The sequence below is a fragment of the Staphylococcus sp. EG-SA-18 genome (assembly GCF_017151825.1).
GTDB classification, from domain to species: Bacteria; Bacillota; Bacilli; order Staphylococcales; family Staphylococcaceae; genus Staphylococcus; species Staphylococcus aureus.
The window spans coordinates 1-13,686 of the sequence record NZ_JACYVY010000047.1 but is presented as its reverse complement, the minus strand read 5'-3'; the positions used below and the strand labels follow the sequence as shown (position 1 = coordinate 13,686).

The following is a 13,686-nucleotide window of genomic DNA, read 5'->3' as shown; positions in this document are numbered from 1 at the left end:
TGGAGCCGTTCTTATGGACCTACATGATGAATGGATTTATTCTTCAAGAAAATACATCAATTTTGATAAGTAGAAATGGTAAAAACATTGTATAGCATTTTACACAGGAGTCTGGACTTGACTAAAAGTTACTATTTATTATTATAAACAAATACTTTCCATTCGCTCTCAATTCCTTTCTTATTTATTCTTTTAGATAAATGCAAACAATTGACGATCTTATCAATTTAACTCAATTGAATAAAGTATAATACAATTCAATTTTAATCCCCTTAATGTTTTTGTAAACTCTAATCTTTACAAAAACTTTTTAATTTATTTATATATTCTTATTGACTTAAAAATTTTTAGTGTTATATTTAACTTGTAAATAAATTTTTTGGAGGTTTTTAGATGAAAGGTAAATTTTTAAAAGTTAGTTCTTTATTCGTTGCAACTTTGACAACAGCGACACTTGTGAGTTCTCCAGCAGCAAACGCGTTATCTTCAAAGGCTATGGACAATCATCCGCAACAATCACAGTCAAGCAAACAGCAAACACCTAAGATTCAAAAAGGCGGTAACCTTAAACCATTAGAACAACGTGAACACGCAAATGTTATATTACCAAATAACGATCGTCACCAAATCACAGATACAACGAATGGTCATTATGCACCCGTAACTTATATTCAAGTTGAAGCACCTACTGGTACATTTATTGCTTCCGGTGTAGTTGTAGGTAAAGATACTCTTTTAACAAATAAACACGTCGTAGATGCTACGCACGGTGATCCTCATGCTTTAAAAGCATTCCCTTCTGCAATTAACCAAGACAATTATCCAAATGGTGGTTTCACTGCTGAACAAATCACTAAATATTCAGGCGAAGGTGATTTAGCAATAGTTAAATTCTCCCCTAATGAGCAAAACAAACATATTGGTGAAGTAGTTAAACCAGCAACAATGAGTAATAATGCTGAAACACAAGTTAACCAAAATATTACTGTAACAGGATATCCTGGTGATAAACCTGTAGCAACAATGTGGGAAAGTAAAGGAAAAATCACTTACCTCAAAGGCGAAGCTATGCAATATGATTTAAGTACAACTGGTGGTAACTCAGGTTCACCTGTATTTAATGAAAAAAATGAAGTGATCGGAATTCATTGGGGCGGTGTACCAAATGAATTTAATGGTGCGGTATTTATTAATGAAAATGTACGCAACTTCTTAAAACAAAATATTGAAGATATCCATTTTGCCAACGATGACCAACCTAATAACCCAGATAATCCTGATAACCCTAACAATCCTGATAACCCTAACAATCCTGATAACCCTAACAATCCTGATAACCCTAACAATCCTAACAACCCTGATAATCCAGACAATGGCGATAACAATAATTCAGACAACCCTGACGCTGCATAAACTTCATCTTAATTTAGATTTAGTAAATAGAAGCAAAGTCTTAGCAACGCAAAATATTTTGATTTAAATGGAGGGTATTATATGAATAGTTCATATAAATCTAGAGTATTCAATATTATAAGCATCATAATGGTTTCAATGCTTATTTTATCACTAGGCGCATTTGCTAATAACAATAAAGCCAAAGCCGATTCACACTCTAAACAGCTAGAAATTAATGTTAAGAGTGACAAAGTACCTCAAAAAGTAAAAGATCTAGCACAACAACAATTTGCTGGTTATGCTAAAGCATTAGATAAACAAAGTAATGCAAAAACTGGTAAATATGAACTTGGCGAAGCTTTTAAAATTTATAAATTTAATGGTGAAGAAGATAATAGTTACTATTATCCAGTTATAAAAGACGGTAAAATTGTTTATACTTTAACACTTAGCCCTAAAAATAAAGATGATTTAAACAAATCAAAAGAAGACATGAATTACAGTGTTAAAATTTCAAACTTCATCGCTAAAGATTTAGACCAAATTAAAGATAAAAATTCAAATATCACTGTTCTTACTGATGAAAAAGGATTTTATTTTGAAGAAGATGGCAAAGTTAGATTAGTAAAAGCTACGCCACTACCTGGTAATGTAAAAGAAAAAGAAAGTGCTAAAACAGTTTCATCAAAATTGAAACAAGAGTTAAAAAATACAGTAACACCTACTAAAGTTGAAGAAAACGAAGCGATACAAGAAGATCAAGTTCAATATGAAAATACATTAAAAAACTTCAAAATTAGAGAACAACAATTCGATAACTCATGGTGTGCAGGATTTAGTATGGCAGCATTATTAAATGCAACTAAAAATACAGACACTTATAATGCACATGATATTATGCGTACATTATACCCTGAAGTAAGTGAGCAAGACCTTCCTAATTGCTCAACATTCCCTAATCAAATGATTGAATACGGTAAATCACAAGGCAGAGATATTCATTATCAAGAAGGCGTACCATCATATGAACAAGTTGATCAACTTACAAAAGATAATGTAGGAATTATGATTCTTGCACAAAGTGTATCTCAAAACCCTAATGATCCACATTTAGGACATGCCCTAGCAGTTGTTGGTAATGCTAAAATTAATGACCAAGAAAAACTTATTTACTGGAATCCTTGGGATACAGAATTATCAATCCAAGATGCAGATTCAAGCCTATTACATTTATCATTCAATCGTGATTATAACTGGTATGGTTCAATGATAGGTTACTAAAAAGTAATATAGATATTGATTAAAGGCAGGTAAAACTATGTATCAACTACAATTTATAAATTTAGTTTACGACACAACCAAACTCACACATCTAGAACAAACCAATATCAATTTATTCATTGGTAATTGGAGTAATCATCAATTACAAAAATCAATTTGTATACGTCATGGCGATGATACAAGTCACAATCAATATCATATTCTTTTTATAGATACGGCACATCAACGCATTAAATTTTCATCTATTGATAATGAAGAAATCATTTATATTCTTGATTATGATGATACACAGCATATCCTCATGCAAACGTCATCCAAACAAGGTATTGGCACTTCGCGCCCAATCGTTTATGAGCGCTTAGTATAACTAATTTAAATGATTTCACTTCATAAAGCGGGTTGGCGAGAATTCAATTTCTCACCAGCTCGTTTTTTGATTGTAATAATAATCTTTAACATTTATTTTTTCTCTATTAATTTTCTCAAACTATCTTATATTTATGATAATTAATTAAAAGCCCCTTTTAAATTCTTATAAAATAAAAAAGCCACCTATCGTCGCTAATAAACGACGCAAGTGACTTAATATCATATTCAAAATAACTTATGGGAATTTAGGGAATTGATCGAAGTCAGGATCACGTTTTTCTTTAAACGCATCACGGCCTTCTTTCGCTTCATCAGTTGTGTAATAAAGCAGTGTTGCATCCCCAGCCATTTGTTGTAAACCAGCTAAACCATCTGTGTCAGCATTCATAGCTGCTTTAAGGAATCGTAACGCTGTTGGTGAGTGTTTCATAATCTCTTTACACCATTGCACAGTTTCATCTTCAACTTTCTCTAAAGGTACCACTGTATTTACTAGACCCATATCTAAAGCTTCTTGTGCATTGTATTGACGACATAAGTACCAAATTTCACGTGCTTTCTTATGTCCAACGATACGTGCTAAATATCCTGAACCATAACCCGCATCAAATGAACCTACTTTAGGACCAGTTTGTCCAAAAATAGCATTATCAGCAGCAATCGTTAAGTCACAAACAACATTTAGTACATTACCGCCACCTACAGCATAACCTTTTACCATCGCGATAACCGGTTTTGGAATAATACGAATTAAACGCTGTAAATCTAATACATTTAAGCGAGGGATTTGGTCTTCACCTACATAACCACCATGTCCACGTTTCTTCTGGTCACCACCAGAACAGAATGCTAAATCACCTTCACCAGTTAATACGATAACTGAAACGTTTTGATCATCACGTGCACGTGAAAATGCGTCAATCATTTCAGAAACTGTTTTAGGTGTAAACGCATTGCGTACTTCAGGGCGATTTATTGTTACCTTAGCAATCCCTTCATAAAATTCATATTTGATTTCATCATATTCTCTAAGTGTTTCCCATTGTCTGTTAGTCATTTTGCTCCTCCTTTAAAAATCCTAATATCATTGTATCAAATTCATCACTATCTTCCACATGAATTGTATGACCTGTAGCAGAAATTAATTTACATTTACTATTAGGAATTAAATTTGCCATTTTTTTCGCAATCTGTACAAATTTTTCATCATATTCTCCAGCTAATATTAATGTTGGTACTTTAATTTCTTTCAGGCGCGGCCATAAGTTTGGCATTTGACCTGTACCATAATCTCTTAATGCTTTGGCCATTTTATGTGGCGATTGGGACAATCGTTGTTGTCTTATTTGATGTTGTATTTCAACTGGTAATTCTAGTTGCGATTGAAATAATGGCAACTTTTCCCAATCATTAACAAATAATTCAATACCTGCTATGTCTAATACTTTAGCACGTGCATCATCAACAAGACGGCGTTCCAATTGATTTGCTTCTTCTTTAATACCTGGTGACGTACTTTCTAATATCAAATTAGATATAGGGATGTGACCATTAATTGCATAATATAATGCAACACGTCCACCCATTGAATATCCAAACAATGTTATTGATTTATCTTTATATTTATCTAAAATTCGGTCTAACAACGTCGTAATATAATCAAAATTCCACGTTTCATCCATTGAAGACTGATCTTCGCCATGTCCTGGTAAGTCTATAGTGATGACATGACAGATATCAGTATATTTATCGATGTGATTATAATAAGTACGACTGTCGCTAAGAAAACCATGCAGTAATACTAAAACTTGATTGGTCTCAACGTTTGCTTCATAGTAATTATAATGTGCCATGAATCATTTCACTCAATTTCTGATATAAAATTTGATGCTGTTTAAAGTTATCTTCGCGATTCGTTATCAATTCATAAATCGTCGAAGTTTCAGATAACAATGTGGCATTTTTAAATTCTGAAACACTGTTAAAACGTTTAAAATCGAATTGATATAACTTAGCTGTATACTCGAAATCCAATCCCGTCGGTGTGCCAAACAACCGTTCAAAATAGTCAGTTGCACTTTCTTTTTGTGGTAAATATGAAAAAATACCGCCACCATCGTTGTTCAATAATACAATATTCATCTGAATATTATTTAATTTTGACATTAATAGTCCATTCATATCATGATAAAATGATAAATCACCTATCAATAATGTTATTCGTTTATGCACAGCCATACCCAGTGCAGTTGAAACGATACCATCAATACCATTCGCACCACGATTCGCATAGACATCTATATTTTTATTCAATAACAAGTTATCTACATCTCTGATAGGCATACTATTACTAATAAATAATGCATCTTTTTCAGATGTTTTCTTAATCAATTCACCAACGAATGCACTCTCATCTGTAGCTTGTTCCAAATAACATTTAATTTCTTTACGCCCTTTTTTCTCTAAGCGTTGCCATTTTTCTAACCAACTTACGCGATTGATGGTCGTGTCTTCCATTAATGACCTAAAGAAATCATTCGCAGAAATCTCATATGAAATATCTGGTGCTATCGGAAAGACATCAATCTTATCATTGTTTTGCACTAATATTTGAAATGCATCAGTTTTCTTTAACCATTGATTCAACTTTTTAGAAATCACTGGTTTCCCAACACGAATTACGAAATCCACATTTAAGTCTAAGCCGCTTCTAAACAGCAAATCATATGTACAGATAACATTCGGATGATCAAATTTTCTTAAATGACTTAAAGGATCAGCTAAAATAGGCAAATCATATATCGTTGAATACGTTAGTATTTGATCAACTTCTTGGTGCTGCATATCCCCTACAATAATTAAACCTTTTTTCTTATTTAAAATGTGTCTTAATGCCGATGCATCTATACTTTTTTGATAGTGCGGTAAAATCTTCATCTCAGAAGTTAACAATTCTGTTGCATTCAAATCAGGTGTTAACGGATCTCTAAATGGCAAGTTAAAATGAATTGGCCCTTTATGTGGTCCATATAAATATTGACTAGCAATTTGCATTTGATAATAAATTGCATTAATGGTCTCTTTACTATCATCCGCAATAGGCATATCGAACTCATAACTTACATAATTATTAAACATATTTACTTGATTAATCGCTTGTGGTGCGCCTACACTTCTTAATTCATGCGGACGGTCACTTGTTAAAACGATTAATGGAATTCTACTAATTTGGCTTTCAGCAATTGCAGGCGTATAATTCGCTGCTGCTGTACCTGACGTACATAATATAGCGACAGGTCTTTCACTACCTTTAATTAACCCAACTGCAAAAAATGCTGCACTTCGCTCATCGGGGTGTATCCATGTTTTAATATTTGGATGTGCTTCAAATGCAAGTGCAAGTGGCGTTGAGCGTGATCCCGGACTGATAACTACTTCCCTTACGCCGTACGCATATAACTCAGATGCAAATGTAAAAACTTGCTTCGTTAAAGCTGCTTTATGATTTCCCATTCATATCGACTCCTAATGCATTCATCATAGGTGTGAACTTAAGGTTCGTTTCTGCCAATTCACTATCTGGATCAGAATCTTTAACAATGCCACACCCAGCAAATAAAGTTGCTTGTGCTTTCTTAATAAGCATCGAACGAATTGCAACAATAAATTCACAATCATCATATATATCTATATAGCCAACCGGCGCACCATATAATCCTCGTGTACCAAATTCTTTCTGTTCAATAAAATCCATCGCAAATTCTTTTGGATAGCCACCTAAAGCAGGTGTTGGATGTAAATTATCAATTAAACTAATATACGAATCATCCTTCAGTGGCGCCTTTATTTCAGTGTACAAGTGATATAAATGATCATTTTTTAGAATTTTAGGCGTCTTATCATAATGTAATTCAGTGATATAAGGTTTAATATCATGTAAAATACTGTCAACAACAAATCGATGTTCGATTAAGTTTTTATTATCTTTTAAAAATGCTTCAACATTTTTTGTATCTTCGTCCTCATCTTGTGAACGTTTAATTGTACCTGCTACAGCTTTAGTCGATAGTATTTTATTATTGACCTTTATTAATTGTTCAGGTGTTTGTGAAAAGAATATAGAATCTTGTGATTCTAACAAGAATATATAACTGTTTTTTTCTTTAGAATATGCTTGCTTTAGAATATATGGAATACTGATATCTTTATCGAACTTTATTAACCGTCTACGTGCTAGTACAATTTTTTCTTCATTATTAATAGATTCTATAGCTTCTACTACAAGTTGACGCCAGTCATCTTTATAAATATCTTCATTTCTAGTAATTTCCCCAATTTGCTCGTCCACATCTATGTCCGATATATTGTTGAACAAATCCATTAAATCGTTCAATGCCTCAACAGTAAAACTTTCCCTTTTAACTGTATAAGTTAAAAATGTCCCATTATTATCAGTTGAAATTAAAACTTCAGGTAATACAAAATGATTTAGTCCAAACTCTCGCCATTCATCATCTGATTTATGACTCGAAAATTGGAATCCTCCAACAACTCGAAGATGATGTTTCTCAGATTGCGGATGTATAAATGTGATGTTATGTTTTAATTTTTCCCAGTCTTTAAAAATAGATTGTTTATTTTTAGAATTATTTTTGAATAATTGAATTGCTTTGTAGCCAAAATATGACGTTCGATTATCATTCAAACGCATATAAAAGCGATCTCCTGCCTCATTGTCAGTGAGATGAAATAATGTGCTCGGGTCTAGTGACTGTGATAATTTCACTTCAACTGAAACCCATTCCTTTGAGCTGCCATATATCTCTTTGACAATATCGTCCTCTAATACGCCCGTAGCCATCCATTTCACTTCTTTCTTCGTCTTTTTTCACTCATTATTATATTGTATCATTTTTGGATAATTGTGTTACAAGAATTGCTTAAACTTATCTTGCAATTTTTCACGTCAATTGACCTTTATGCTACTTTCTATTAAAATATCTTTGTTATAAAAAATATGATTTAAAGAGGTTTTGTATTCAATGAGTAATCAATATCAGCAATATTCTACAGTTAAGAAATATTGGCATTTAATGCGTCCTCATACATTAACTGCTTCCGTAGTACCCGTTTTAGTTGGTACAGCAGCATCTAAAATATATTTTCTTGGTAGCGAAGATCATATTAAAATCAGCCTATTCATTGCCATGTTACTAGCATGCTTACTTATTCAAGCAGCAACTAATATGTTTAATGAATACTATGATTATAAAAAAGGCCTTGATGATCATGAATCTGTAGGCATTGGTGGTGCCATTGTTCGCAACGGTATGAGCCCAGAGCTTGTGCTACGATTAGCCATTGCATTTTACATCTTAGCAGCAATATTAGGTTTGTTTTTAGCTGCTAACTCTTCATTTTGGTTATTACCAGTTGGATTAGTATGTATGGCTGTTGGTTACCTATATACAGGTGGTCCTTTCCCTATTTCATGGACGCCTTTCGGTGAATTATTCTCAGGCGTATTTATGGGTATGTTTATTATCGTTATTGCATTCTTTATTCAAACTGGCAATATTCAAAGTTATGTAATTTGGTTAAGTGTACCTATAGTAATCACTATCGGTTTAATTAATATGGCTAACAATATTCGCGACCGTGTCAAAGATAAAGCAAGTGGTCGCAAAACTTTACCCATTCTATTAGGTAAAAATGCTTCTTTAACATTTATGGCAATCATGTACTTTATCGCTTATGCCTTTATTGTACTTACGATCATTATTAAACCTGGTGGCTCATTATTTTACTTACTTGCGTTGTTATCATTCCCAATGCCTGTTAAAGTTATCAGACGTTTCAAGAAGAATGATACACCGCCTACAATGATGCCAGCAATGGCTGCTGCTGGTAAAACAAATACATTTTTCGGTTTATTATATGCATTAGGTATTTATATTAGTGCATTATTTGCAGGCATTTAATATAAAATGATACTACTCGGCAATCGACTTACATCGAACTGTCGAGTTTTTTATTTAACAATTAAATGATGATACATGTGCTTGTATAATTCAATCTGTCCATCAGATATAAAGCCTACTTTTTTATATAACTTTAATGCTGCTTCATTATTAATATCGCAATTCAAACTCCATTTAACATGTGTACTTGATTCAAGTAATGACGTTAATAACTTTGTCGCGATGCCTCTACCTCTATATGCTTCAAATGTCGCAATTGTTTCTATATAATACTCATCGTCTTTAGCTTCTTTTACAGGTAATGGCGTGCCATATTGTTTTATTTCTTCTGGCAAGTCAAGTAGTTCCCATGCTTTTTCATATTTCAATTCATTTTCACCGCTATAGCTAATAATACAACCTGCTACTTTACTTTCTACTTCATAAACTAAAATATGCTGATAAAAAGTTCGATATGTTGCATCAACACAGCTTTTTTCAATTGCATCTAATACCATGTCTTTAGGTAGATGCTTTACCAATTCTAATTCCATATCATCCCACACCATATAAACTAACTTCGCAATATCAAATCGGTCCTCTGGACGTGCTTGACGTATCACTATGTCATCATTCCCTTTTACGTTATTAACATTTATTATATAGAAATTCTAGCTTATTTTAAAAAGATATACTTATAATTTTAGAAAGTTTGAAAATTCTAAAGTTAGAAATATTGGTTTTCACAACGAATTTAAGTAGAATTATAGTTAAGGAGGATTTACAAATGAAAGTCAATAAAGCCATTTATGTTATTGTTGCATTATTTCTTGGAGGTTTAGGTATTCATAAATTTTATGCTGATAAATTTGGACAAGGTCTTTTTCACTTATTATTTTTCTGGACAGGTATCCCTACCATCATCTCAATAATACATGCCATTTTTGTCATTTTTACTAAAAAAGCAGATAAAGATGGTTATATTATATTCCCTAAAAATTAAATAGTGACAATGACGTTTAAAAAGCATATATGAATGGGTATATAGTTCATAAGATATAGAGAAATGAGGTATGTAACGATGCGCCAATTCATTAAAAGAATTGTTAAAACAATCCTTGTCGGTTATGTAATTAAATTTATTCGAAATAAACTTTCAGGTAAATCATCACATCCGACAGATAATAAACATAATTAAAAATACAGCGCCACTCTTATATGATTTACGAGTAGCGCTGTATTTTTATTTTGCTTTTTCTGCAATTTTTTCTAAATCTTCTGCCATACTTTCACTTGCGATAATCCCCCTTGATTTCAACCACTTATTTCGGTCAACGTCATAAACTTTGTTATCTTTCACAGCTTTTAATGATTTCCAAACTGCAGGATCAATGAATTTCGTTCTATTTTTGTCCGTTTTCCCGTCAGTGGCTAAAATCATAACTTTTGGATTGATATTGGCAAGTTCTTCATTATTTAAATATATATATAAGGACCACCCTTGCGTTCACCAACATGCGTAGTTTTGTCTTTTGTGACTTCAGGTTGAATACCCATTTTAAGTAAGAATTGTCCCATAAATGTATCTTCATTATTAATAAACATACCTGCTCTTGAGATACCGAATGCAAATGCAGATTTTAACGTACTCTGTTCAATTTTCTTTCTAATCTCCGCTAATATTTTATCATGCTTTTCCAGACGCTTCTCGCCTTCTTTCTCTTTGCCAACTGCTTTAGCGACTGTTTTAAATGCTTCAATATTTGCATTGTAATCTCCCGTACCACTGACTAACATAATTGTCGGCGCAATTTTGCTCAATTCTGATTTGATTTTCTTATGTCTGCTAACATCTGCAATGATCAAATCCGGTTTTAATTTACTTATCACTTCCATATTCGGTTGCGGTCTAGATCCAACCGATTCATATGCCCCAATCTTATCTCTTACTGACTTTGTTATATTTTTACTGCTGCCATCATCTGCAATACCAACAGGTTTCATATCTAATGCTGCTAAATAATCAGCAAAACTATATTCTAATACAACAACACGTTTAGGATTTTTCTTAATTTTTTCAGTTCCTAATTCATCTTTTATTGTCGTCATTTCAGTTTTCTCTTCAGTATCTTTTTGACCACAACCCGCTACTGCTACAACTAAGATTAGCATAAACACAACTAGTTTAACGATATTCCTATTCACACATATACCTCCAAACAACTTTAGTAGAAAACTATATTATTATTTTATCATTTAATTTGTTTATGATATATTTAAGAGGTTATTATTTTTTCTTATCATAGTTGATTATCAAATCATCTTATTATAAACAGCAAATGGCCTCTAATTTTGAAGATGACTCACTGGTTAATAACACGCATTTATCTCAAACCATCATACTAATTAGCCATACTACTCTTGCAATTTCATAATAGTGTTTACGATTCATAAATAGCGATGCAATAATTAATTCATTTACCTCTAAACTTTGTACTATGCTGTGCTAATCTTTATTTATAAATACAAAATGTAACTGATGACTTAAACGTCTTTCTACAACAATTGTTCAATACAATAGAACATTTAATAAATATTTAATAATTATTTTTATAAATAATCTTTACTTTCCACATCTTTACAAATATAATTTGGACTATGTTTTAAAAATACGTATGTTGGAGGTGACATGATGAAATTAGGTATGCTTTTAATTAGATGGATGTTAGCAACATCATTCTTAGTGCATGGTACTTTGAAATTTGTTGATTTAGATGGAACAATTCACTTCTTAGGCTCTTTAGGTTTACCACCTACCATCGCAGTATTGATGTCAATTGGTGAAGTTGTTGGAGGTTTAGCACTTATTATCGGCTTTTTAACGCCTTATGTTAATGTTTTTTATATTTGTGTTATGTTAGGCTCAATCTTCACACTTAAACTTACAAGAGGATATGTAAGTGGTTATGAATTTGAAATCATACATATCGTAATGAACTTAGCTTGTATTAGTAGTTACAGCTGGAAGAAATGGCTACAATTTTATTAACTATTATTTGAGAGGACTATCCTCTCTTTTTTTGTATATATCATGCGTAAAAATCCTAGGTACTCATGAATACCTAGGATTTTTTCATTTAGCTATTGAAAAGATTTAACCATTTTTCTAATATTGATTCCGTTGAATATTTTTCTATAATGTTTTCTCTCGCTTTCGAACCAAACTCCGCTGCTAATACATCATTATTAACAAGCTGAAGTATTTTATCAGCCATGTCCTTAATATTATGGTTTTCTATTAAATAACCATTTTTATTATCTTCTATAAAATCACTTGGTCCGTATTTGATGTCAAAGGCAACAACAGGCCTTTTAGAAATCATTGCTTCTATCATACTTAACCCTTGACCTTCATATTGAGATGTAGAAACGACTAATTTAAAATCTTCCAAGCATTTTTGTGGAGTTGTTGTATATCCTTTAAGAAAAACATTTCTTTCTAAATTTTTATCTTCAATCATTTTAGCTATTTTATCTTTGACAGATCCTTCTCCATATATATGAAATTTAACAGAATTATCTTTTTTTACGACTAACTCAGCCACTTCAATAAGCAAATCAATTCGCTTCGTTGGTACCATTCTAGAAATATGACCTACGATTTTTTCAGTTTGAAAATGTTTTGGAGCATTATGTATCTTAACAAAATTGCTAATAGTGAAAATATTTTCTACATCAAATTGATTAAGAATATCTAATCTTTGTGCCTCTGTTAATACAATTACACCGTTAATTTTATTCGCATTCTCAATAATATATTTCTCACTTTTTTTAAATGCACCCGTATCATCGAAATTTTCATGATGATTAACATGAATAACGCCATATTTCTGAGCATTTTTATGATTTGTATTAAACATTTTTGGAAAACTCCCTGGTCCATCACAAATCATAATACTATCTTTAGAATCTTTTATTAGTTTTTCTAAATAGTAAACACACAGTGCTAAATTGTTTTTAAATTCTTTTTTATTAACTAACACATAAGTTTTACCTACAGCACCATTATTAGCATTAATATTCCTTGAAATATATGGGTATCCCTTTTCATCATAAAATACTTGATAACAAACTTTATTATCTACATTAAATGTTTCCTTCATATGCACTTTATTATCTATAAAACTAAACCGTTCAATTCGTTTATTATCTTTAAAGAAATCAATCACTTTTTCAGATTTACTTTTTCTAATGTAGGCAATATATGTACCAGTCGTTATATCAAAATATCTTGAAATACCTTTACTCTCTTCAATTTCAATCGTATTTTTTAGTCTTTCTGAAATATGTTTATATAACAATTTATTAGACTTAAAATGTTTATTATTTGAAATTTGTTTAAAATATTCAAATACATTATACATTTTCGTTCTTCGATCCATTTTACCTTGTTTTTTCAAAGCTTTAATAATTTCATCATAGTTTCCTTTGTAATCGAAAGTAACAATATCAGCAGGTATGTCCGCATCATAAAACTCTTTACTTCTATTGAACATCGAAGAGGTCATACCACCTTTATTGACATCTAACTCATGTACCATCATAAATATTTTTTTCATTATAATTATTCCTTTACCTCAGTATATTTAACAATTAATTCGTTATATGTATGATAAAATTC

Annotated in this window: 14 protein-coding genes and 1 pseudogene; 7 read left to right on the top strand and 8 right to left on the bottom strand. The window is 31.6% G+C overall.

Going from position 1 to position 13,686, the window contains the following annotated elements; translation table 11 throughout:
• Window positions 1-393 precede the first annotated feature (393 nt).
• The 3 genes from sspA to sspC all read left to right on the top strand — a co-directional run bounded on the left by sspA (window position 394) and on the right by sspC (window position 3,043).
• Complete coding sequence (sspA, locus tag IDG66_RS10845) at window positions 394-1,413, top strand: Glu-specific serine endopeptidase SspA (protein WP_000676531.1); 1,020 nt, start codon at window positions 394-396, stop codon at window positions 1,411-1,413.
• Window positions 1,414-1,494: 81 nt separating this feature from the next.
• Window positions 1,495-2,676: a cysteine protease staphopain B gene (gene sspB, locus IDG66_RS10840; RefSeq protein ID WP_001089097.1), complete on the top strand. Its 1,182-nt coding sequence runs from the start codon at window positions 1,495-1,497 to the stop codon at window positions 2,674-2,676.
• Window positions 2,677-2,713: 37 nt separating this feature from the next.
• Window positions 2,714-3,043: a staphostatin B gene (gene sspC / locus IDG66_RS10835; protein ID WP_000284457.1), complete on the top strand. Its 330-nt coding sequence runs from the start codon at window positions 2,714-2,716 to the stop codon at window positions 3,041-3,043.
• A gap of 237 nt (window positions 3,044-3,280) precedes the next feature.
• On the opposite strand, the gene menB is transcribed toward sspC, so the two are convergent.
• Genes menB through IDG66_RS14200 form a run of 5 tightly spaced genes read right to left on the bottom strand, consistent with a single transcriptional unit; the run spans window position 3,281 to window position 7,937 of the window.
• Window positions 3,281-4,102, bottom strand: a complete 822-nt coding sequence (menB, locus tag IDG66_RS10830; protein ID WP_000184953.1) for a 1,4-dihydroxy-2-naphthoyl-CoA synthase — start codon at window positions 4,100-4,102, stop codon at window positions 3,281-3,283.
• Window positions 4,095-4,898, bottom strand: a complete 804-nt coding sequence (gene menH, locus IDG66_RS10825) for a 2-succinyl-6-hydroxy-2,4-cyclohexadiene-1-carboxylate synthase (RefSeq protein WP_000951692.1) — start codon at window positions 4,896-4,898, stop codon at window positions 4,095-4,097. The genes menB and menH overlap by 8 nt, the downstream gene beginning before the upstream one ends.
• Window positions 4,885-6,558: a 2-succinyl-5-enolpyruvyl-6-hydroxy-3-cyclohexene-1-carboxylic-acid synthase gene (gene menD, locus IDG66_RS10820; protein WP_000526696.1), complete on the bottom strand. Its 1,674-nt coding sequence runs from the start codon at window positions 6,556-6,558 to the stop codon at window positions 4,885-4,887. Before menD ends, menH begins: the two co-directional genes overlap by 14 nt.
• A complete protein-coding gene (locus tag IDG66_RS10815) occupies window positions 6,545-7,867 on the bottom strand; it encodes an isochorismate synthase (protein WP_223200522.1) in 1,323 nt (440 codons plus the stop codon). Before IDG66_RS10815 ends, menD begins: the two co-directional genes overlap by 14 nt.
• On the bottom strand, window positions 7,833-7,937 hold the full coding sequence (locus IDG66_RS14200) for a hypothetical protein (RefSeq protein ID WP_001791731.1): 105 nt from the start codon (window positions 7,935-7,937) through the stop codon (window positions 7,833-7,835). The genes IDG66_RS10815 and IDG66_RS14200 overlap by 35 nt, the downstream gene beginning before the upstream one ends.
• 150 nt (window positions 7,938-8,087) lie before the next feature.
• Here IDG66_RS14200 and IDG66_RS10810 point away from each other — a divergent pair, with 150 nt between their 5' ends.
• Window positions 8,088-9,026, top strand: coding sequence for a 1,4-dihydroxy-2-naphthoate polyprenyltransferase (locus IDG66_RS10810; protein ID WP_000070966.1), 939 nt, complete (start codon window positions 8,088-8,090; stop codon window positions 9,024-9,026).
• Between the two features lie 50 nt (window positions 9,027-9,076).
• Here IDG66_RS10810 and IDG66_RS10805 read toward each other — a convergent pair whose 3' ends face one another.
• Window positions 9,077-9,628: a GNAT family N-acetyltransferase gene (locus IDG66_RS10805; protein WP_000620957.1), complete on the bottom strand. Its 552-nt coding sequence runs from the start codon at window positions 9,626-9,628 to the stop codon at window positions 9,077-9,079.
• A gap of 164 nt (window positions 9,629-9,792) precedes the next feature.
• On the opposite strand from IDG66_RS10805, the gene IDG66_RS10800 reads away from it, so the two are divergent.
• Both IDG66_RS10800 and IDG66_RS10795 read left to right on the top strand, forming a co-directional pair.
• Window positions 9,793-10,008 (top strand): TM2 domain-containing protein, encoded by a 216-nt coding sequence (locus IDG66_RS10800; protein WP_000867357.1) that lies wholly within the window; start codon window positions 9,793-9,795, stop codon window positions 10,006-10,008.
• A 63-nt stretch (window positions 10,009-10,071) separates the two neighbouring features.
• Window positions 10,072-10,203 (top strand): SAR1012 family small protein, encoded by a 132-nt coding sequence (locus IDG66_RS10795; RefSeq protein WP_020978112.1) that lies wholly within the window; start codon window positions 10,072-10,074, stop codon window positions 10,201-10,203.
• A gap of 45 nt (window positions 10,204-10,248) precedes the next feature.
• Here the strand turns inward: IDG66_RS10795 and IDG66_RS10790 are convergent.
• Window positions 10,249-11,210: pseudogene (locus tag IDG66_RS10790) on the bottom strand (ABC transporter substrate-binding protein).
• A gap of 487 nt (window positions 11,211-11,697) precedes the next feature.
• On the opposite strand from IDG66_RS10790, the gene IDG66_RS10785 reads away from it, so the two are divergent.
• Entirely contained in the window at window positions 11,698-12,054 is a 357-nt protein-coding gene (locus IDG66_RS10785) for a DoxX family protein (protein ID WP_000766009.1), read from the top strand.
• An 88-nt stretch (window positions 12,055-12,142) separates the two neighbouring features.
• Here the strand turns inward: IDG66_RS10785 and IDG66_RS10780 are convergent, their stop codons facing one another.
• Window positions 12,143-13,624 carry a glycosyltransferase gene (locus IDG66_RS10780; protein WP_000719185.1) on the bottom strand — a complete coding sequence of 494 codons (1,482 nt, stop codon included), beginning with the start codon at window positions 13,622-13,624 and terminating at the stop codon, window positions 12,143-12,145.
• Window positions 13,625-13,686 lie beyond the last annotated feature (62 nt).

What these genes read in the sequence shown, in the direction of transcription:
- sspA (WP_000676531.1), top strand. Translation starts at nt 394, where the DNA reads ATGAAAGGTAAATTTTTAAAAGTTAGTTCTTTATTCGTTGCAACTTTG.
- sspB (WP_001089097.1), top strand. Translation starts at nt 1,495, where the DNA reads ATGAATAGTTCATATAAATCTAGAGTATTCAATATTATAAGCATCATA.
- sspC (WP_000284457.1), top strand. Translation starts at nt 2,714, where the DNA reads ATGTATCAACTACAATTTATAAATTTAGTTTACGACACAACCAAACTC.
- menB (WP_000184953.1), bottom strand. Translation starts at nt 4,102, where the DNA reads ATGACTAACAGACAATGGGAAACACTTAGAGAATATGATGAAATCAAA.
- menH (WP_000951692.1), bottom strand. Translation starts at nt 4,898, where the DNA reads ATGGCACATTATAATTACTATGAAGCAAACGTTGAGACCAATCAAGTT.
- menD (WP_000526696.1), bottom strand. Translation starts at nt 6,558, where the DNA reads ATGGGAAATCATAAAGCAGCTTTAACGAAGCAAGTTTTTACATTTGCA.
- IDG66_RS10810 (WP_000070966.1), top strand. Translation starts at nt 8,088, where the DNA reads ATGAGTAATCAATATCAGCAATATTCTACAGTTAAGAAATATTGGCAT.
- IDG66_RS10800 (WP_000867357.1), top strand. Translation starts at nt 9,793, where the DNA reads ATGAAAGTCAATAAAGCCATTTATGTTATTGTTGCATTATTTCTTGGA.
- IDG66_RS10795 (WP_020978112.1), top strand. Translation starts at nt 10,072, where the DNA reads ATGAGGTATGTAACGATGCGCCAATTCATTAAAAGAATTGTTAAAACA.
- IDG66_RS10785 (WP_000766009.1), top strand. Translation starts at nt 11,698, where the DNA reads ATGAAATTAGGTATGCTTTTAATTAGATGGATGTTAGCAACATCATTC.
- IDG66_RS10780 (WP_000719185.1), bottom strand. Translation starts at nt 13,624, where the DNA reads ATGAAAAAAATATTTATGATGGTACATGAGTTAGATGTCAATAAAGGT.